Here is an 18,727-nt window from a genome sequence, read left to right as displayed (position 1 = left end):
CGAAGGAGCATGTGGTGGAGAGCGTGCTCCGGTAGCGATATGCCTGGGCGCCTCGTCGACTCAGCGCCGCGTCGACTCAGCGCCGCGTCGACCCAGCACCTCAGAGCCCCCATGCCTGTGCGAGCAGCTCGTGGGAGCGGTCGCGATGCGCGGGGTCGAAGACCTGGCCGGTGACGATGAGCTCGTCGGCCCCGGTCGCGCGGACGATGGACTCGAGCTGCGCGACGACGGTCTCGGGAGAGCCCACGGCCCGGACCGAGAGCGTCTGGTCGACCTTGTCCAGCAGCACAGGATCGGCGAGACCCTCGAGATCGCGGGGAGGACGCACCTTGGTGCGCTCTCCTCGCAGGATCCCCAGGAAGCCCTGCTGGGCTGAGGTGAAGAGGTGCTGCGCCTCCTCGTCGGTGGGCGCCACCAGCACGTTCACGCCGACCATCGCGTGCGGGGCGGTGATCTGCGCGGAGTCCGCGTCGGCGTCGAAGGTGCGCCGGTAGGTGTCCAGCGCCTGCTCGAACCCGAAGGGCGAGAAGTGCGAGGCGACCGAGAAGGGCATTCCGAGGCGCCCCGCCAGGTGGGCGCCGTTCGCGGTCGAGCCGAGGATCCACATCGGCACCTCGGTGCCCTCGGCGACGGGCGCCGCGATCCGCAGTCCCGTGGGCTGCTCGGTCCGGGACCAGTCGCGCATCTGCTCGACGGCGGCGATGAACGCCTCGGGATCAGCCGACGTCCGGGCCAGCAGCTGCGCGGTCAGCGGGTCCGTCCCCGGCGCGCGCCCGAGCCCCAGGTCGATGCGCTCGCCGTGCATCTGCACGAGGGTCCCGAACTGCTCGATCACCGAGAGCGGGGAGTGGTTCGGGAGCATGATCCCGCCCGACCCCACGCGGATCCGTTCGGTGAGCTGCGCCGCCTGGCCGATGAGCAGGGACGTCGCGTTCGAGGCGAGGGAGACCGTGTTGTGGTGCTCCGCGAACCAGTAGCGGCGGAAGCCCAGGCGATCCGCCAGCTGTGCGGTGCGCATCGAGTGCCCGATCGCCTCGCGGGCGTTCATCCCCTCGGAGATCGGGACGAGGTCGAGGATCGAGAGCGGGACGTGCGGGGTGCGCGACGCGGAGGATGCGGACGGGCCGCTGGGCCCAGGGCCGGGGGCGGGAGTGCTCATGGAGCCGAGGCTACGCCGCGCCCGGTGCGGGGTGCTGGGCGCTGTGAGCACTCGAGCGTCGCCCCGGGGAATAACGAGGTCAGCACTGCTTTCCTGCAGTGATCACCAGGTCGGATGCTGGTGGTGCGCCGCCATCTGCGCGTACTGAGCCTGCACCCGCTGGTTGTGGTTCGAGGCCGCCGTGCAGCCCCAGATGATGCTCGCGATCCACGCTCCCACGCCGATCAGGGGGACCAGCCCGAACAGCACGGCCCCGACCCCCATCGTCAGCACCGAGAGGATGCCGAACACGATCGTCGAGAGCACCAGCAGGCCCACGGTGATGCCGATCAGGACGAGTGCCCCGGTCACGCTCGAGTAGAACACCCCGAAGACGCCGAAGAAGAAGGTGAGGACGAAGGCCACGCCCACGCTCTTGAGCGGCATCACGGCCACCGGCGCGGGCATCACACCGGGCATCACGCCGGGCATCGGACCAGTACCGGCACCGGGGTTCCCCGTCGGCGCGCCGTAGGGCTGGAGGGCGGATCCGGGCGGCGGTCCGCCGGGGGCATCCTGGCCGTCCGCCGCGTAGGGGTCGAAGCTCCGCTGCGCCGCGTCCGGGGCGTGATGGTGCACGACCTCGCCCGGGATCACGGGATGGGGTCCGCGGTGCGGATCCGGTCGGTCCCAGGGTGACTGGCTCATGAGTGCCCCTCGCTCGTCGTGCGCATGTGCTTGCGTCGCACCCTACGCGGACGCGCGGGGTTCAGGTCACGTATCGCGTCGGCTCGGCCTGCACGGGCAGGCCCGCCGCGGCCCAGGCGCGGAAGCCGCCCTCAAGGTCCGTGGCCCGGGAGAAGCCGAGCTCGCGCAGGTCGCGCGCGGCGAGCGAGGAGGAGAACCCTTCGTTGCACACGACGATGACGTCGTCGTCGTAGCTCGGCCCGTCGGCCATGCGGCTCGGGCTGAGGGGGTCCAGCCGCCACAGCATGACGGTGTGCTCGACCACGATCGCTCCGGGGATGTGCCCCTCGGCGTCGCGCGTCCAGGGCGTGCGCACGTCGATCACCCGGGCGCCGTCGCGCAGTCGCCCGGGCAGGTCGCTCGGTGCTACGCGCGCCGTGCCGCGCCGGGCCTCGGCGAGGATCTCCGCGATGCTGCGAGCCATGATGCGCCCCGGGGCGCCCGGACCCGAGACGGGTCGGGCGCGTCCGGTGTCAGCCGCGGCGGCCCGAGGAGAAGGCCGCGAGTCCGCCGGAGCGGCGCGACGAGCCCTCGCCGGAGCTCGAGGTCGAGTAGGAGGTCACCGAGCCGGAGCCCGAGCGGCCGCCGCGGCCGCGACCGCGCGAGCCCTGACCCGAGCGCGATCCCTGCCCCGAACGCGACCCCTGGCCCGAGCGGCCGTCCTGGCCGGAGCGCGAGCCGTCGCCGGAGCGACCGTCCTGGGAGCCCTGTCCGCGGCCGCCCTGGCCGCCGCGACCGCGGCCCCCGGAGGAGCGACCGCCGCCGCTGCCGCGACCGCCCTGACCGCGACCGCCGCCCTGACCGCGACCGCCCTGCCCACGACCGCCCTGGCCGCGTCCGCCGCCCTGCTGGGGCTGCTGCGCCGGGGCCGGCGCGGGCTCGGTGAAGACGCGCTCGCCGGGGGCGAGCTCGCTCAGCACGGGGCTCGTGACGACCACGCCCTCGTGCTGGGCCGGCGTGATGCGGGCCTTGCGCATGAGGTCGTGCACGTCCTTCTTCTGGTCGGGCGTGCGCACGGTGATCACGGTGCCGGAGCCGCCGGCGCGCGCGGTGCGGCCCGAGCGGTGCAGGTACGCCTTGTGCTCGACCGGCGGGTCCGCGTGCACGACCAGGGCGACGTCGTCCACGTGGATGCCGCGGGCGGCGATGTCGGTGGAGACCAGCGTGCTCGCGGTCCCCGAGCCGAAGGCCTCGAGGTTGCGGGTGCGGGCGCCCTGGGAGAGGTTGCCGTGCAGCTCTACGGCGGCCACGCCCGAGCGGCTCAGCTTCTGGGCGAGCTTCTTCGCACCGTGCTTGGTGCGGGTGAACAGGATGGTGCGTCCGGGCGCCGCCGCGAGGTCGCGCAGCACGTCGAACTTCGCATCCGCGCCGACCTCGAGCACGTGGTGCTCCATCGTCGAGACCGGGCTGGTCTCCGGATCGGCCGAGTGGGTGACGGGGGAGTGCAGGAACTCCTTGACGAGCTTCTGGACACCCTGGTCCAGGGTCGCGGAGAACAGCATGCGCTGGCCCTTCGCGGGGGTCTTGGCGAGGATCCGGCGGACCATCGGCAGGAAGCCCATGTCGGCCATGTGGTCGGCCTCGTCGAGCACGGTGATCTCGACGGCGCCGAGGTCCACGTGGCCCTGGCCCATGAGGTCCAGCAGACGGCCGGGGCAGGCGACGAGCACGTCGACGCCGCGGGCGATCGCATCCACCTGCGGCTTCTGGCCGACGCCGCCGAAGACGACGGTGCTGCGCAGGTTCGCTGCGCGCAGCAGCGGTGTCAGGGACTGGTCGATCTGGGCGGCGAGCTCGCGGGTCGGTGCCAGCACGAGGGCGCGCGGGAAGCGGGCGCGGCGCTTGCGCGCGTCCTGCTCGAGGCGGGCGACGAGCGGGAGGCCGAAGGCATAGGTCTTGCCGGAGCCGGTGCGGCCGCGGCCCAGCACGTCGCGGCCGGCGAGGGAGTCGCCGAGGGTCGCGGACTGGATCGGGGTGGGGGTGGTGATGCCCTGCGGGGCGAGGGCGTCGATGAGGTGCGAGGGCACGCCGAGGCGCGCGAAGTCAGTGGAGGTCACGGATTTCCGTTCTAGAGGACGCGGTCCCGCCCTGCGCGCTGCGGTCCGCTGGTCCGACGGGGGGAGACCCGGTCGGCGTCCGACGGGCAGGGCCCGGGGACGTGCCCGACGGGGAGGCTCCCCGGGGCTGCGCGCGGACGGCGCGCCGCCGTCGTCGCGCAGTGCGCGGCGAGGCGCGGTGCCATGGCAGGTGGGACGGCACACGAAGCCATCAGCCTACGGCTGTCCTCGCCGTTCACCCTCATCTGCGGGTCCCGATGTGAGCAACGCACCTGGGGGGGCGAGGCCGGCCGGTATCCTCGGCGGATCACCGGGGGCGGGGTGGACGGTCCCCGGAACAGCAGGAAGGCGGTGCGCGATGGCCAGGCGCGTGAGCATCAAGGACGTGGCGAAGGCCGCCGGGGTCTCGTGGAAGACGGTCTCGAACGTCGTCAACGACCGGCCCGTCGTGCGGCCCGAGACCCGTGAGCGGGTCGAACGGGCCATCAGCGAGCTCGGCTACGTGCCGAACACGATCGGCCGGGAGCTGCGCGGCGGCCCGACGCACACCATCGCCCTCGTGCTGCCCGAGCTCTCCAACCCCTACTTCGCCCAGCTCGCGCAGATGCTGCACGTCGCGGCCAAGGAGCGCGGGTACACCGTGAGCGTCGAGCTGTCGCTGGGCCGGGGCGAGGTCGAGCGCGCCCACGTGCGCGGACGCATCAGCCGCCCGGTCGATGCGGTCGTGATCTCCCCGGAGGCGCTGGACCCCGTCGAGATCCGGGACCGCGGGGACGGGCCGCCGCTCGTGCTGCTCGGCGAGCACCTGCTGAGCGCCGAGGGCGTCACCCACGTCGCCGTCGACAACGTCGAGGCCTCGGCCGACGTGGTCCGCCATCTGGTCGAGCGCGGCTATCGCCGACCCGTCTTCCTGGGCGGGGAGTCCGAGCAGCGCTCGGCCGGCACCGACCGCCTCGCGGGCTTCCGCGCCGCCTGCCGGGCGAGCGGCATCGCGAGCGACCCGGAGCGGATCGCGCACGTGGGCGCGTGGGACATGGCCGAGGGGCGGCGCGCGGTGCTCGACCTCGTCCAGCGCGGCGTCGCGTTCGACGCGATCTCCGCGGCCAACGACCAGCTCGCGATCGGCGCCCTCGCGGGCCTGCGCGAGTCCGGGCTCGACGTCCCCGGGGACGTCGGGGTGGTGGGCTGGGATGACACCCCTGGAGCGCGGCACGCCCACCCCGCGCTGAGCTCGATCGCCCCGGACCTCGACGACCTCATCGCCGCGACCCTCGACGCCGCGATCGGCCCGGGAGGTTCGGAAGGCCCGGGAGGATCGGGTCCCGGTGGGCCGGGTGAAGGGACGCCCGGCGGGGGAGAGCACGTCGTCCCCTATCGCCTGGTGGCGCGCGAGAGCTCCGCAGGGCCGCGTCGCTGACCATCCGTGTTTCCCACGTTGCAATCCGGGGCGCGGCGGTGTTGACTTGAGGTGCCGGCGCCGTCCGGCCCGCCGATCAGCGCCGATGGAAGGACCACCGTGACCGCACCCGAGCAGAGCCCCGCGAGCGACCAGCACGCCGTGCCCGAGCTGCCCTCGCACCTGACCGACCTCTTCGCCCGCGCCGACGAGCTCGCCGCCGCGCTGGACGCCCCGTCGTCGGACGGATCCGGCGACGTCCCGACCGGCGACGTCCCGCGCCCTGAGCACCCGCGCCCGCAGCTGCAGCGCGAGGCCTGGCTGAACCTCAACGGCACCTGGCAGTTCGAGATCGACCGCGGCGACACAGGCCGCGAGCGCGGACTGCTCGAGCGCGAGCTCGCCACCGAGATCCTCGTGCCCTTCCCGCCGGAGTCGCCGGCCTCCGGCATCGGCGACCGTGACTTCATGGAGGCCGTCTGGTACCGCCGCACGGTCAGCGTGCCCGCGAGCTGGGAGGGGCTGCGCCCGGTGCTGCACTTCGGCGCCGTCGACCACGACGCGACCGTCTGGGCCGACGGGGTCGAGGTCGCCCGCCACCGCGGCGGCTTCACGCCCTTCGACGCGGACCTCTCGGGCGTCGTGTCCGCCGGGGGCAGCGTCGAGATCGTCGTGCGCGCCCGCGACTCCCGCCACGACCTGCAGGCGCGCGGCAAGCAGTCGGTCTTCTACGAGGCGAGCCACGCGACCTACCACCGGGTGACCGGCATCTGGCAGACGGTCTGGCTCGAGGGCGTCCCCGAGGACGCGATCCGCTCGCTGCGCGTGGTGCCCTCGCTCGCCTCCCACTCCTTCGCGATCGACGTCCCGCTCTCGCGCAGCACCCCCGGCACCCGACTGGAGGCCGTGCTCGGCGAGGTCGGCGGCGGCACCGTCGCGAGCGCCGAGGTCCGCGCGGACCTCGACCTCGCCCCGCACCTCGAGATCACGGTCCCCGAGGACCAGGTGCGCGTCTGGGGCCCGGGCGACCCGCAGCTCTACTCCCTCGAGCTGCGCCTCGTGGCCGACGGCGGCGCCGTCCTGGACACGGTCCGCTCCTACACCGGCCTGCGCTCGACCTCGCTGCGCGACCACGAGTTCCGCATCAACGGCGAGAAGGTCTTCCAGCGCCTGGTCCTGGACCAGGGCTGGTGGGAGGACACCTTCATGACCGCCCCGTCGGACGAGGCGATCAAGGGCGACGTGCGCCTCTCCCTCGAGGCCGGCTTCAACGGTGCGCGCCTGCACCAGAAGGTCTTCGAGGAGCGCATGCTCTTCTGGGCCGACGTCCACGGCTACCTGGTCTGGGGCGAGTTCGGCGACTGGGGCGTCTCCGGGCGCGGGCCGACGGGCGACAACCAGCAGCCCACCGCGGCGTTCATCGGCCAGTGGGTCGAGGCGGTGCGCCGGGACATCAACCACCCTGCGATCGTGGGCTGGTGCCCCCTGAACGAGACCCACCAGGTGCGCCACGACCGCATCACCCAGCTCGACGACGTCACCCAGGCGATGTACGACGCGACGAAGCTCGCCGACCCCACCCGCCCGGTGCTCGACACCTCCGGCTACTCGCACCGCGTGCGCGGGGCCGACGTCTTCGACTCCCACTCCTACGAGCAGGATCCCGAGCGCTTCCGCGCGGAGCAGTCCGGCCTCGCCGAGGGCCGCCCCTTCGCCAACCGCCGCGAGCTCGGCGACGGCGAGCTGCCCTTCGCGGACGGCTCCTTCTCCCTGGACTACGAGGGGCAGCCCTACTTCGTCTCCGAGTACGGCGGCATCTGGTGGAACGCCGAGGAGGCGGCGCGCGCCGCCCGCGAGGCCGGCAACAACGCCTCCCAGTCGTGGGGCTACGGGCAGCGGATCTCGAGCGAGGAGGAGCTCTACGAGCGCTTCGAGGGCCTCACGGACGTGCTGCTGGGCGACCCGCTCATGTTCGCCTACTGCTACACGCAGCTCACCGACGTGTTCCAGGAGAAGAACGGCGTCGTGGACTTCCAGCGCGGCCGCAAGCTCGACCTCGCCCGCCTGCGCGCGGTGCAGGAGAAGAGGGCTGCGTACGAGGAGGAGTGACGGGCGCGCGTCTCGTCGGGCGTCGGCCCCGCCCGGCCCCGGCGAGACGGCGGGATGCGCCGCGGCCCCTGTGCGGCACGATGGCTCCATGAGAGCCGTGCGCTACGACGCCTTCCGCACCCCGCCCCGCGTCGAGCAGGTGGAGGACCCCGCGTGCCCGCCGCGCGGGGCGGTGATCGAGGTCCGCGCGACGGGCGTGTGCCGCAGCGACTGGCACGCCTGGCAGGGGCACGACGACTCCGTCTCCCTCCCGCACACCCCCGGGCACGAGTTCGCCGGCGTGGTCCGCGAGGTCGCCCCCGAGGTCACCCGGTTCCGCGTGGGCGACCGCGTGACCGCGCCGTTCATCCTGTCCTGCGGGCGCTGTGCGCAGTGCCGCGCGGGAGCCACCCAGGTGTGCCCCGACCAGCACCAGCCCGGCTTCGACCTGCCCGGCTCCTACGCCGAGCAGGTCGTCGTGATCGAGGCCGACCACAACCTCGTCGCCCTGCCCGACGGCATCGACATGCTCGCCGCCGCGGGACTCGGCTGCCGCTTCGGCACCGCGTTCCACGCCGTGCGCACCCAGGCCCGCGTGCGCGACGGGGAGGGCGTGGTGGTGCTCGGGTGCGGCGGCGTCGGGCTCTCCGTCATCCAGATCGCGGTGGCGGACGGCGCACGCGTGCTCGCCGTGGACGTCTCGCCCGGAGCGCTCGAGGCGGCCCGGGCGCTCGGCGCCGAGCCCGTGCCGACCACTCCCGACGAGGAGGTCGATGACCTCGTCGAGCGGCTGCTCGCGGCGAGCGGCGGCGGCGCCGATGTCACGATCGACGCGCTCGGCTCCGCGCGCACTGCGGCCGCGGGCATCCGCTCCCTGCGCCCCCGCGGACGTCACGTGCAGGTGGGGCTGCTGCTGGGCGAGGACGCGGACCCCGCGCTGCCGATGGGCCGCGTGATCGGCCTCGAGCTGCAGGTGCTGGGCAGCCACGGCCTGGCGGCGGGGGAGTACCGGGAACTGCTCGAGGAGATCGCCGACGGCCGCCTGGATCCCGCCGCGCACCTGGGGTCGATCATCGGTCTGGAGGACCTGCCGGAGGCCCTCGTCGGGCTCGGCGGAGCGCCGACGTCGACCGGGATGACCGTCGCCCGGATCCCCTGACCCCTTGACGCGACCGGAGGCCGTGCTTACTGTCTATAGCGCATATAGACAGTAAGCACACGCGGCAACGCCGGAGCAGGGGAGGGGGCGAGCAGGATGCAGCTGCACATCGATCCTGGATCCTCCGATCCGATCTACGAGCAGATCCGCGCCGCGCTCGCCGCCGCGATCCTCAGCGGCGAGCTCGCGAGCGGCGAGGCCCTGCCCTCGATCCGCACGCTCGCCCGCGACCTGCGGGTCAGCGTCATCACCACCACCCGCGCCTACAACGAGCTCGTGGCCGATGGCCTCGCCGACTCGGTCCGCGGCAAGGGCGTGTTCGTGCGCGCCCAGGACCCCGACGAGCTGCGCGCACGCGCACTGGACCGCATCGACCGGTCGCTCGGCGAGGCGGTCGACGCGGCGCGCTCGGGCGGGATCGACGACGCGACGCTGCGCACGATGCTCGGCCGACGTATCGAGGAGGAACGATGAGCCCGAGGCGCCCACGACCGAGCCGCACGGGGTCGGGCCTCACAGGACCGGGCCTCACAGGACCGGGCCTCACAGGACCGGGCCGCACGCCGTCCGTGCCCGCTGACTCGGACCGCACGGAGACGCAGGTCGGACCGGAGAGCGATGGCTCACCAGCGCCCGCCGTCGCCGTCCGCGGTCTCGGTGTGAGCATCCCCAGCCCGGAGAAGCCGTACGGCGATCCCATCCGCGCGCTGCGCGGGCTGACGTTCACGGCTCCCGCCGGCCAGGTCACGGGACTGGTCGGGGCGAACGGAGCGGGCAAGACCACGGCACTTCGGGCGATCGAGGGCGCCATCCGTGCGACCTCCGGTCGGATCGAGGTGCTCGGGATCGAGCAGGGCGCGGCGCGGACGGCTCCGCCCGAGGGGCTCGCGTCGGTGCCCGATCCGCACGGCTACCCGGAGCACTGGACCGCCCACCACGTGGCGCGCCTGCGCCGGGCGGCGATCCCCGGCTTCTCGGTGCGGGACTTCGGCCGCCGGCTGCGGTCCTTCGGCGTCCCGATGGACCGCCGTCTGCAGGACCTGTCCGACGGGCAGGCGGCGCTCTTCGGCGTGAGCGCGGCCCTCGCGCAGGATCCCCGGCTGCTGATCCTCGACGAGCCGCTCGCGCGTCTGGATCCCCTCGCGAGGGAGCGCCTCGTGGACATCCTGCGCGACCTCCTGGCGCGGGAGCGGCGCTCCCTGCTGTTGAGCACGCACGACCTGGACGGCATGGACCGCTTCATCGACCACCTCGTGGTCATGGCCGACGGCGCCGCAGTGCTCGAAGGATCCGTCGAGGACCTGAAGGACGACTTCCTGGTGCTGGGAGCACCCGCGCCCACGACCCAGGGGAACGACCTGCCCGGGCTCATCGGCCCGGCGGAGATCAGCGGGACCACCTGGGCGCTGATCTCCGCCGAAGACGCCGTCGGGCTCGACACCGAGACCCAGCTGCACCGGCCCGAGCTGAGCGACCTGGTCACGTATCCGCTGCGGGCGGCGGCGTCGAGAGCACGCACGCACCGCACGACGAAGGAGGGGACGGCATGACCGCACACGAGGCAGCACCCGCACACGGTGCCCGACCTTCTCGACCCGTGCAGGGCGACGGTCCGGCCCGCACCTCCGCATGGCGCCGCGCCCTGGCGGCGGACATGCGACTGAACTCCGAGACCTTCGCCGGCACGGTGATCCTGTCCGTGATCGCGCTCGTCCTGGCGGTGACCGTCACCGATGCGATGGCCAGCATCGCGCCCGTGTGGGGAGTGCTGGCCTGGTACCGCTACGGCCGCCAGGACACCGCCTCGCGCACCGAGCTGTGGGCGAGCCTGGGGATGTCCCGCGCCGACCGCGTCCACGGCCGCGTCGCGCTCGTCGCCCTCGAATCCGCCCTGATGGTGTTCGTCTCCGCCGCGGGGACCGCGCTCACAGTCCTGGGCGGGCACACGCCGATCATGGATGACGCCGTCCCGACGGGCTGGAGCCTCGTGGGCTCACTGGTCGCGAGCATCGCTGGATCCTGCGCGATCCTCGCGCTCGCGGCGATCGTTCTGGGACGGGAGTGCACGACGCGCAGGCCGGGCATCTCGATGTTCGTGCTCAGCATCCTCACCTACATCGGAGCGGCCATGATCATCTCGCTCATCTCGATGGTCGTCGTGCTCCCGCTGAGCCTCGCCGTCGCATCGGCGCCCGCCGCCGCAGCCGCGGCGACCTGGATCGGAGCGATCGTCTCCTGCGTGATCGCACTGATCGGGGCGTTCGTGCTCCGCCGCGGCGTGCGCCAGTGGATCCGTGAGCTGGATTCGCAGGACGGGGACTCAGCGCCCGCGCGCCCGCGGAAGCGCCGCATCGACGCTGGAGAGCGCACCGACTGATCCCGTCGGCCCGACCCGCGGGACCGGCCCGACAGACCGGCCCGACCGGGCCCGCCCTCACTTCTCGACGATCTCCCGTCCGGCGCTGCGGCCCACGGTGCGGTAGAGCGCCGCGGTGGCGATCACGAACACGATCACGCCGAGGATCATCGCCGGGGTCGCGAAGCCGTCGCCGACGATCGCGAGAGGGGCGTCCTTCCCCGTCGCGGCGACGATGCCCGCGAAGACCACGCCGAACAGGCTCTCGCCCACGATCATGCCGGTCGCGAGCAGGGTGCCCAGACGCCCGGCGAGCTCGGGGCGCTTCGAGCGCTTGGCCCAGCGGCCGTAGAACAGGCCGATCACGGCGCCGACCACGATCAGCAGGGTCGTGCTCATCGGCAGGTACATCCCCATGCCGACGCCCAGCGGCGGCAGCGCGAGGCGCGAGCTGCGGGCCCTGAGGATCTCGTCGATGATGATCGCGACCAGGCCGATAAGCGCGCCCATGCCGATCAGGCCCCAGTCCAGGTCCCCGCCGAAGATGCCCTTGACCAGCGACGCGATGAGCGTGGCCTGGGGCGCGGCCAGGGCGTCGGGGCCCGCGCCGGGAGCGCCCTGGAAGCCGAAGGCCGTGGACATGAGCCCCAGCACCGGCGGGATGATCAGCGAGCCGAAGCCCACGCCGATCACGAGCGCGACCTGCTGCTTCCAGGGGGTGGAGCCGACGAGCTGGCCGGTCTTGAGGTCCTGGAGGTTGTCGTTCGAGATCGTCGCGATGCCGAACACGATCGCGGTCGTGAACAGGGTGAAGGCGACGAGCGCAGCGGTCTGCGAGGGGTCGGAGCCGTGCACGAGCTTGATGACGAGCGCCGCGGTGATCGCGACCAGGATGCCCACGCCGGAGATCGGCGAGTTCGAGGATCCGATCAGTCCGGCCATGTACCCGCACACGGAGGCGACGAGCAGGCCGGCGATCAGCACGTAGAGGATGCAGACGGCGATCAGGCCGCCGGCGCTGTGCACGAGCGCGGTGTCCTTCACGAACAGCCACAGCATGATCCCGATCGGGATCATCGAGACCACCGTGATCACGGCGACCAGGGTGAAGGGCAGGTCGCGCTCGGTCTTCTCGACGCTGCCGCCGCCGCGGCGGGTGATCGTCGAGGCGAGCGAGCCGCGGATCCCGCCGATGATGGGACGCGCGATCCGCACGAGCGTCCAGATCGCGGCGATCGCGATCGCGCCGGCGCCCACGAAGCGCACATCGCCCGAGAAGACGGTGTCCACGGCGTCGGCGATCGCGCCGGTGGCGGGCAGCTGGCCGCTGGACATGATGGGCAGCAGCACGCCGTAGGAGACGACGAGGCCCACGAGCATCGCGATGCCGACAGTGATGCCGACGAGGTGGCCGACGCCGACGAGCGCGAACGACAGGCTCGTGCCGATCATGGTGCCGCCCCCACCGATGCGGAAGGCCGCGGTGACCGAGTTGCTGATCGCCTGGAGCGCGGCGACCAGGGCGAATGCGGCCGACGTGATGCCGCCCAGCAGGATCGCGCGCAGGCCGCGCCGGTTCTCCTCGGCCCCGCCCTCGGCATCGCCGACCTTGAGCACCTCGGCGCCGGCGACGCCCTCGGGGTAGGGGAGGTCGGAACCGGTGACCAGGGCGCGGCGCAGCGGGATCGAGTACATGACGCCCAGCAGGCCGCCCACGGCGCACAGCGCGACGGTGGTCCAGTACGGGAAGCCGCTCCACCAGCCGACGACCACGAGGCCCGGCAGCACGAAGATGATCGCCGAGAGCGTGCCCGCGGAGGACGCGATGGTCTGCACGATGTTGTTCTCGACGACGCTGTGGCGTCGGAAGAACCGCAGCACGGCCATGGAGATCACCGCGGCCGGGATCGAGGTCGCGAACGTCAGTCCGGACTTCAGGCCCAGGTAGACGTTCGCCGCGGTGAAGACGAGGGTGATGATCCCGCCGAGGATCACGCCGCGCAGCGTGAGCTCGCGGACCGAGGGCGCGGCCGTCGCGCGCGTCGACTCAGAGGTCGAGGACATGGATGCTCCTTGTTCGCGGAGCATGGACGCGCCCCGACGACCGGTTACCGTACTCTTCCCGGGCGCCCGCGGGGTAACCGAGAACACCCCCGCGTGACCAACTCTCCGCGTCGATCGGGGATCGGCCCTGCTCCGGGCTGTGGAACGATTGGGCCATGACGATCACCGCTGCGGCCGACGGGTCTGCGCTCGGAAACCCCGGCCCGGCGGGCTGGGCCTGGTACATCGATGATCAGACCTGGCGGGCCGGCGGGTGGCCGCACGGGACGAACAACATGGGGGAGCTCAAGGCCGTCCTCGATCTGCTCGAGGCGACCGCGGTGGACGCCGACCAGCACCTTCACGTGCTGTGCGACAGCCAGTACGTCATCAACTCGGTGACGAAGTGGATGCCCGGCTGGAAGCGCAAGGGCTGGCGCAAGAAGGACGGCAAGCCCGTCATGAACGTGGATCTCCTCAAGGCGATCGACCGGGCGCTCGCCGGCCGCAGCGTCGAGTTCGAGTGGGTCAAGGGCCACGCCGGCCACCGCATGAACGAAGCCGCCGACCGCCGCGCGAACGGCGCCGCCGTCGCCTTCTCCAAGAAGCAGGACCCCGAGGTCGGTCCCGGCTACCGCGCCTCCGAGGGATCCGGCGACGGAGGAAGTGCGACGGGGGCCTCAGGGTCCACGGGATCCGCGTCCGCTCCGCGACTGTGCCTGACCCCGGACAGCTCCGCACCTGCGGATCCCGGCGCCGACTCCGCGTCGGCCGCCTCTCCGGCCGACGACCTGTTCAGCCTCTTCGACGCAGACAGCGCCGGCCCCGAGCGCTCCGGCGCGGGGGCCGACGACGCACAGGGCAGTGGTGGCCCGTCGGCCTGGTCCTCCGCCGATCCGGACTCGGCCCCCTTCGAGGAGATCGTCGCCCGCGAGCAGGTGCTGCTCAGCGATCTCCTGCGCAAGAACCCCGAGCGCGCGGCCGAGCTGCTGCACCCCGATTTCACGGAGATCGGCACCTCGGGCCGCAGCTACGACCGCGAGCAGGTGCTGGCCGTCCTCGCCCCGGTGCCGGGTCTGCGCGCGCGCGAGTTCATCGTCGAGGAGATCTCCGACGGCGTGGTGCTGCTGCGCTTCGTCACCTCCGACGCCCGCGGCACCCAGCGGCGCTCCTCGCTGTGGGTGCGGGTCGACGGGACCTGGTTGCTGCGCCACCACCAGAGCACGCCGGACCCCCAGGGAGCGCCGGGCACCTGAGCTCGTGGAGCCGCGGTGTCACAGGCTCTCCGTGGCGCGGCGCTCCTGGTGCAGTCGACCCCAACGGCACAGGTCCCACACGATGGGAGCGAGCGTCCGGCCGTACTCCGAGAGCCGATAGGTGACGTGCGGCGGGATCGTCCCCGCGTCCTCACGTTCGAGGATCCCATCGGCGACGAGCTCGTGAAGGTGCCGGATGAGCATCCGCTCGGTGATGCCGGGGATGCTGCGGCGCAGCTCTGATGTGCGCATGGGGCCGTCCTCGAGGCGCCAGAGGATCGTTCCCTTCCACCGGCCCCGGATCACCTCGAGGGCGGCGTCGACGGGGCAGTCCCCGGCGAGGGATGGACGGTGTCGTGTCTCCATGCGGTTGACGATAGCGCTGACATTCCCGTCAGTACTTCACGTCGCGTCACCACGCTGGGACGGTGGACCGATGCACATCGCACTTCTCGCACTCGCCCTCGTCGTCACCGGCACTCTCGTTGGCGTCGAGCTCATGGTCGCAGCGATCGCCGCTCCGCTCTTCTCCCGGCTTCCGGGAGAGACCGGACTTCTCGCCCGTGCGGACTCCGCTCGCGTGATGGGGAGGCTCATGCCCTGGTGGTATGCCGGAGCTATCCTGCTCGTCCTGCTCAGCGCTGTCACGGCCGAGGGGGCGGACCGCACGGTGCTCGCCGGAGCGTCCGGTGCGCTCCTGGTCGTCGGGATCGTGCTCTCGATCGTCCTTCTCGTGCCGATCAACAACAGGGTCAGGACCTGGGACTGCGACGAGAGGGGCGCGCCGAGCGACTGGAGGGCGCAGCTGAGCAGATGGGACGGCTGGCACGTGGGGCGTGTCGGCGTCATCTTCACGGGCTTCGTGCTGCTCGCGGTCGCGGCCGTGATCTGACCCGGGCCTCCGGACGGCCCGGCCCCAGGTGAGAGACGATGGGCCCATGACCGTCCTCGCCGACACCCCGCGCTGGGAGCGCCACGGCACGCTCTGGGGCCACCTGGTCTCCGACGCCTCGCTCGTCGAGCTGCACGAGACGGCGGCCCGCGCCGGCCTGCACCCGCGGTCCTTCGACCTCGACCACTACGACTGGCCCGAGCAGGCCCGGCCCGGGCTCGAGGCCGCGGGGGTCGAGTTCCTGGGCAACAAGGAGCTCACGCGCCGTCTGCTCGCGAGCGGTCTGCGGGTTCCCGGTGCCCGGCGCGCGCAGGCGCGGCGCGAGCGCACGGCCCGCGCCGCCGCGGCGCTGGAGCTCTTGCCCGACGAGGTCCCGCACGATCTGGTGCTGGGCCTCGAGGGGCACGTGGATCCGCTGCCTCCCGTCGGCGAGGCGCCCGAGGGCGCCTTCCGGCTCGGCAGCGACGACGCCTGCGGCCAGGTGCGCGTCGAGGCGCACGATGAGCTCGGACGCGTCGCGGCCCGCGAGTTCCTCGCCCGCGCGAACGTGCTCTCGCAGCAGCTGACCGGGCACACCTTCGTGGGGCAGGTGCTCGATGCCCCCGAATGGCCGGGCGCCTGAGAGGGCCGGTCAGCCCCGACCGTCGGCCCCCGCGGGCCCGTCGCCGGTGATCGTGCTGGTCTGATCGGGCTCGACCACCTGGTCGGCCGTGAGGTCCGCGGCCTGCAGCTCGACCCGGAAGGTGGCGCCGCCGCCGGGGGTCTCGAGCACGCGGATCGAGCCGTGGTGCTGCTGGACGATCGTCGCGGCGATCGAGAGGCCCAGGCCCGCGCCGCCGCCCTGCGCCGCCGAGCGCTGGCGGGAGACGTCCGTGCGGTAGAAGCGCTCGAAGACCTTCTCGCGCTGGTCCTCGGAGATGCCCTCGCCGTGGTCGCGCACCTCGATCGCGACGGTGCCGCCGTCCTCGCGGCCCACGGCGATCTCCACGGGAGACCCCTTGGGCGTGTGGCGGTTGGTGTTGCCCACGAGGTTCAGCAGCACCTGGCGCAGCGAGGGCTCGTCGCCCTGCACGCCCACGGGGATGTGCGGGCTCACGGACAGCGGCGTGCCCGAGAGGGAAACCACCATGACCTGGCGGGTCGGGTCCAGGGCCCGCAGGTCCTGGGCGACGTCGAAGACCGCGTCGGTGACGTCCAGGGGCTCGAGGTCCATCTCGGGGTTCTCGTCCAGCCGGGCCAGACGCAGCAGGTTCTCCACGAGGGAGCCCATACGGCGGGCCTCGTCCTCGATGCGGCGCATCGCCGAGGCCACGTTCTCCTCGCCGCTGAGCGCCCCCATCCGGTAGAGCTCGCCGAAGCCGCGGATCGCGGCCAGCGGCGTGCGCAGCTCGTGGGAGGCGTCGCCCACGAAGCGCCGCATGCGGGCCTCGGAGGCCGTCGCCTTCTCCTCGCTGTCGGCCTGCGCGATGAACGACTGCTCGAGGCGCACGAGCATCTCGTTGAGGGAGACCGCGAGGGCGTTGACCTCCTGGCTGGTGTCCGTCACCGGCACGCGGCGCGAGAGGTCGCCGGCGACGATCTGCGAGGCGACCTCCTCGACATCGCGCAGCGGCTCGAGCGCGCGGTGGGCCATGTACCCGCCGGCGCCCATGCCCACGAGCACTACGAACGTGCCCACCAGCACGATGACCAGTGCCATCTCCCGCATCGTGCGGTCCACGCTGTCCAGGGGCAGGGCTACGAAGACGCTGCCGCCGCCCGTGTCGCCGTCGACCATGGCCCGGACCCGCCAGCGGTTGCCGTCGGTGTCGATCATGGTGAACGGCTGCCCGCCCTGCTGCTTCACCTGCGCGACGGTCCAGGCGGGGAAGGTGAGGTCCACGGAGCTGTCGTCGTGGTAGTTGTCGTTGCGGTAGATCTGCTTGCCGTCGTCGTCGTGGACGGCGACCACGAAGTCCACCGGGGCGTACGAGGCGTGGTGGTCCTCGGTGTCGGAGCTGTCGGAGTCCCCGGTCCCGTCGGACTCGCTGGAGTCGTCGAGACCCGCCGCGGCGACGCTCACGATGCCCTGCATGCCCGTGCGCAGCTCGCTGTCCTTGGACTGCATGAGGGTGCGGTGCAGCAGTGTGAGCGACAGCGCGCCCGTCAGCAGCGTGCCCAGCACCAGCACGAGCGAGATCAGCGTGACCAGCCGTGTCCACAGGGACACGGGCCGCTGGGCGTTCAGGGTCGGGAAGGACACGGGGAGCGGATCAGCGGCCCTCGGCAGAGCGCAGCACGTAGCCGATGCCGCGCTTGGTGTGGATCATCGGCTCGCCGATCACGTCGATCTTGCGGCGCAGGTAGGAGATGTAGGACTCGACGATGCCGACCTCGCCGGACCAGTCGTAGTCCCACACGTGATCGAGGATCTGCGTCTTGGAGACCACCCGGCCGGCGTTGAGCATGAGGTAGCGCAGCAGCTTGAACTCGGTGGGGGAGAGGTCGATGGCGATGTCGCCGCGGTAGACCTCGTGCGAGTCCTCGTCGAGGCTCAGATCGCCCACGACCAGCGCGCTCTCGACGGTGTCCTCGGTGCCGCCGTGCGTGCGGCGCAGCACGGCGCGGATCCGCGCGACGACCTCCTCGAGGCTGAAGGGCTTGGTGACGTAGTCGTCGCCGCCCACCGTGAGGCCCTGCACCTTGTCCTTGGTGTCGTCCTTGGCGGTGAGGAAGAGGATCGGGTACTGCTCCCCGCGGTCGCGCAGGCGCCGGGTGACGGTGAAGCCGTCCATGTCGGGGAGCATGACGTCCAGCACCACCAGGTCCGGCTGGTGCTCGGTGGCCTCGCGGATGGCCTCGTTGCCGGTCGAGGCGGTGAAGACCTCGAAGCCCGCGAAGCGCAGCGAGGTGGCGAGCAGGTCGCGGATGTTCGGCTCGTCGTCCACGACGAGGAGACGGGCCTCGAAGTTCTGATCCTGGTCTGTGGTCATGGCACCACCGTGAACCGCACGGGTGGGAGTTCCCTGGACGTGCGCTGTGCACAGCGCACGTCCAGGTCGGTTTCCCAGGAGATCCCGGACACGATCCCGGCTTCGCTCCCGGGATCCGGGCCGACGGGGAAGTCGGCTCAGCGGTCCAGCATGCTCTGGATCTTGCCCTGCTGCTTGCGGAGCTTCTTGATGGTGCGGCCCTGCTGGAACATGCGCACGGAGCCGACCAGCGCCATCACCAGGGCGCCGGCGATCGCAGCCAGCAGCATGGCGACGCCCAGCGGCAGCGAGAAGTCGGCGGTGAAGTAGTGGAAGTTCGCCGGGTGGTTGTTCTGCAGGATGAACACGAGCAGCAGGATCAGCACGATGGCGCCCAGCACGAGGGCGATCCAGACGCCCGCCGTGCGCTTGCCGGAGGCCGGGACGTCCGCGACCTGCTCGCGGGGCGTCGTGCCGGTGCGTCCGGAGGCGGCGCCCTTCCCGCCTGGGGTCTTCCCGTCGGCCTCGCGAGTGGTCTCCGGCGAGGTGGGGGCGTCGAGGCCGCCGGTCGTGCGGCCGGTCGTGCCGCCGACGGGGCTCTCGGGGGCCTCGCTGGGGCGCGGGTCGCGCGGCTCGCGCGGGGT

General features: G+C 72.5%; 18 protein-coding genes. 9 read left to right on the top strand and 9 right to left on the bottom strand.

All coding sequences use genetic code 11. The features are described 5' to 3' along the window. Positions 1-100: 100 nt before the first annotated feature. The 4 genes from MHY49_RS11510 to MHY49_RS11495 form a co-directional block, all read right to left on the bottom strand. The gene (locus tag MHY49_RS11510; protein WP_239204220.1) at positions 101-1,159 is read right to left on the bottom strand and encodes an LLM class flavin-dependent oxidoreductase; all 1,059 of its coding nucleotides are present in this window, start codon (positions 1,157-1,159) and stop codon (positions 101-103) included. A 102-nt stretch (positions 1,160-1,261) separates the two neighbouring features. Next, the gene (locus MHY49_RS11505; RefSeq protein ID WP_239204218.1) at positions 1,262-1,846 is read right to left on the bottom strand and encodes a hypothetical protein; all 585 of its coding nucleotides are present in this window, start codon (positions 1,844-1,846) and stop codon (positions 1,262-1,264) included. Positions 1,847-1,907: 61 nt separating this feature from the next. Further along, complete coding sequence (locus tag MHY49_RS11500; RefSeq protein WP_239204216.1) at positions 1,908-2,309, bottom strand: rhodanese-like domain-containing protein; 402 nt, start codon at positions 2,307-2,309, stop codon at positions 1,908-1,910. A gap of 49 nt (positions 2,310-2,358) precedes the next feature. Then, positions 2,359-3,942 (bottom strand): DEAD/DEAH box helicase, encoded by a 1,584-nt coding sequence (locus MHY49_RS11495; protein ID WP_239204214.1) that lies wholly within the window; start codon positions 3,940-3,942, stop codon positions 2,359-2,361. Positions 3,943-4,300: 358 nt separating this feature from the next. Here MHY49_RS11495 and MHY49_RS11490 point away from each other — a divergent pair, with 358 nt between their 5' ends. The 6 genes from MHY49_RS11490 (at position 4,301) to MHY49_RS11465 (ending at position 10,962) form a co-directional block, all read left to right on the top strand. Further along, positions 4,301-5,359 carry a LacI family DNA-binding transcriptional regulator gene (locus tag MHY49_RS11490; protein ID WP_239204212.1) on the top strand — a complete coding sequence of 353 codons (1,059 nt, stop codon included), beginning with the start codon at positions 4,301-4,303 and terminating at the stop codon, positions 5,357-5,359. Between the two features lie 99 nt (positions 5,360-5,458). After that, positions 5,459-7,447: a sugar-binding domain-containing protein gene (locus tag MHY49_RS11485; RefSeq protein ID WP_239204210.1), complete on the top strand. Its 1,989-nt coding sequence runs from the start codon at positions 5,459-5,461 to the stop codon at positions 7,445-7,447. 88 nt (positions 7,448-7,535) lie between these two features. Beyond that, the gene (locus MHY49_RS11480; protein ID WP_239204208.1) at positions 7,536-8,585 is read left to right on the top strand and encodes an alcohol dehydrogenase catalytic domain-containing protein; all 1,050 of its coding nucleotides are present in this window, start codon (positions 7,536-7,538) and stop codon (positions 8,583-8,585) included. Positions 8,586-8,681: 96 nt separating this feature from the next. Continuing rightward, positions 8,682-9,059: a GntR family transcriptional regulator gene (locus MHY49_RS11475; RefSeq protein WP_239204206.1), complete on the top strand. Its 378-nt coding sequence runs from the start codon at positions 8,682-8,684 to the stop codon at positions 9,057-9,059. Positions 9,060-9,244: 185 nt separating this feature from the next. Continuing rightward, entirely contained in the window at positions 9,245-10,135 is an 891-nt protein-coding gene (locus MHY49_RS11470; protein ID WP_239204204.1) for an ABC transporter ATP-binding protein, read from the top strand. After that, positions 10,132-10,962 carry a hypothetical protein gene (locus MHY49_RS11465; RefSeq protein ID WP_239204202.1) on the top strand — a complete coding sequence of 277 codons (831 nt, stop codon included), beginning with the start codon at positions 10,132-10,134 and terminating at the stop codon, positions 10,960-10,962. The genes MHY49_RS11470 and MHY49_RS11465 overlap by 4 nt, the downstream gene beginning before the upstream one ends. A 57-nt stretch (positions 10,963-11,019) precedes the next feature. On the opposite strand, the gene MHY49_RS11460 is transcribed toward MHY49_RS11465, so the two are convergent. Beyond that, entirely contained in the window at positions 11,020-13,005 is a 1,986-nt protein-coding gene (locus MHY49_RS11460; protein ID WP_239204200.1) for an OPT family oligopeptide transporter, read from the bottom strand. Between the two features lie 155 nt (positions 13,006-13,160). Between MHY49_RS11460 and MHY49_RS11455 the strand changes: the two genes are divergently transcribed. Further along, positions 13,161-14,240, top strand: a complete 1,080-nt coding sequence (locus MHY49_RS11455) for a ribonuclease HI family protein (protein WP_239204198.1) — start codon at positions 13,161-13,163, stop codon at positions 14,238-14,240. Positions 14,241-14,258: 18 nt separating this feature from the next. Here the strand turns inward: MHY49_RS11455 and MHY49_RS11450 are convergent, their stop codons facing one another. Then, positions 14,259-14,606 (bottom strand): helix-turn-helix domain-containing protein, encoded by a 348-nt coding sequence (locus tag MHY49_RS11450; protein WP_239204196.1) that lies wholly within the window; start codon positions 14,604-14,606, stop codon positions 14,259-14,261. Between the two features lie 70 nt (positions 14,607-14,676). Here MHY49_RS11450 and MHY49_RS11445 point away from each other — a divergent pair, with 70 nt between their 5' ends. Beyond that, positions 14,677-15,132 carry a DUF1772 domain-containing protein gene (locus MHY49_RS11445; RefSeq protein WP_239204194.1) on the top strand — a complete coding sequence of 152 codons (456 nt, stop codon included), beginning with the start codon at positions 14,677-14,679 and terminating at the stop codon, positions 15,130-15,132. A 46-nt stretch (positions 15,133-15,178) separates the two neighbouring features. Further along, positions 15,179-15,754 carry a DUF4031 domain-containing protein gene (locus MHY49_RS11440; protein ID WP_239204192.1) on the top strand — a complete coding sequence of 192 codons (576 nt, stop codon included), beginning with the start codon at positions 15,179-15,181 and terminating at the stop codon, positions 15,752-15,754. A gap of 9 nt (positions 15,755-15,763) precedes the next feature. Here MHY49_RS11440 and MHY49_RS11435 read toward each other — a convergent pair whose 3' ends face one another. The 3 genes from MHY49_RS11435 to MHY49_RS11425 all read right to left on the bottom strand — a co-directional run. Next, positions 15,764-17,374 carry a HAMP domain-containing sensor histidine kinase gene (locus MHY49_RS11435; protein ID WP_239204190.1) on the bottom strand — a complete coding sequence of 537 codons (1,611 nt, stop codon included), beginning with the start codon at positions 17,372-17,374 and terminating at the stop codon, positions 15,764-15,766. Between the two features lie 10 nt (positions 17,375-17,384). Beyond that, positions 17,385-18,104 carry a response regulator transcription factor gene (locus tag MHY49_RS11430; RefSeq protein ID WP_239204188.1) on the bottom strand — a complete coding sequence of 240 codons (720 nt, stop codon included), beginning with the start codon at positions 18,102-18,104 and terminating at the stop codon, positions 17,385-17,387. Positions 18,105-18,241: 137 nt separating this feature from the next. Continuing rightward, positions 18,242-18,727, bottom strand: a 486-nt coding sequence (locus tag MHY49_RS11425; RefSeq protein WP_239204186.1) for a lipopolysaccharide assembly LapA domain-containing protein, incomplete at its 5' end; no start/stop codon positions are given.

It is taken from the genome of Brachybacterium sp. ACRRE, from assembly GCF_022346485.1.
GTDB classification, from domain to species: domain Bacteria; phylum Actinomycetota; class Actinomycetes; order Actinomycetales; family Dermabacteraceae; genus Brachybacterium; species Brachybacterium halotolerans.
Note: the sequence above shows the minus strand (reverse complement) of the source record. Positions and strands in the feature narration are given on the sequence as shown.

Coding starts and splice junctions, on each gene's coding strand:
- MHY49_RS11510 (WP_239204220.1), bottom strand. CDS start 1,159: ATGAGCACTCCCGCCCCCGGCCCTGGGCCCAGCGGCCCGTCCGCATCC.
- MHY49_RS11505 (WP_239204218.1), bottom strand. CDS start 1,846: ATGAGCCAGTCACCCTGGGACCGACCGGATCCGCACCGCGGACCCCAT.
- MHY49_RS11500 (WP_239204216.1), bottom strand. CDS start 2,309: ATGGCTCGCAGCATCGCGGAGATCCTCGCCGAGGCCCGGCGCGGCACG.
- MHY49_RS11490 (WP_239204212.1), top strand. CDS start 4,301: ATGGCCAGGCGCGTGAGCATCAAGGACGTGGCGAAGGCCGCCGGGGTC.
- MHY49_RS11480 (WP_239204208.1), top strand. CDS start 7,536: ATGAGAGCCGTGCGCTACGACGCCTTCCGCACCCCGCCCCGCGTCGAG.
- MHY49_RS11475 (WP_239204206.1), top strand. CDS start 8,682: ATGCAGCTGCACATCGATCCTGGATCCTCCGATCCGATCTACGAGCAG.
- MHY49_RS11465 (WP_239204202.1), top strand. CDS start 10,132: ATGACCGCACACGAGGCAGCACCCGCACACGGTGCCCGACCTTCTCGA.
- MHY49_RS11460 (WP_239204200.1), bottom strand. CDS start 13,005: ATGTCCTCGACCTCTGAGTCGACGCGCGCGACGGCCGCGCCCTCGGTC.
- MHY49_RS11455 (WP_239204198.1), top strand. CDS start 13,161: ATGACGATCACCGCTGCGGCCGACGGGTCTGCGCTCGGAAACCCCGGC.
- MHY49_RS11450 (WP_239204196.1), bottom strand. CDS start 14,606: ATGGAGACACGACACCGTCCATCCCTCGCCGGGGACTGCCCCGTCGAC.
- MHY49_RS11445 (WP_239204194.1), top strand. CDS start 14,677: ATGCACATCGCACTTCTCGCACTCGCCCTCGTCGTCACCGGCACTCTC.
- MHY49_RS11440 (WP_239204192.1), top strand. CDS start 15,179: ATGACCGTCCTCGCCGACACCCCGCGCTGGGAGCGCCACGGCACGCTC.
- MHY49_RS11430 (WP_239204188.1), bottom strand. CDS start 18,104: ATGACCACAGACCAGGATCAGAACTTCGAGGCCCGTCTCCTCGTCGTG.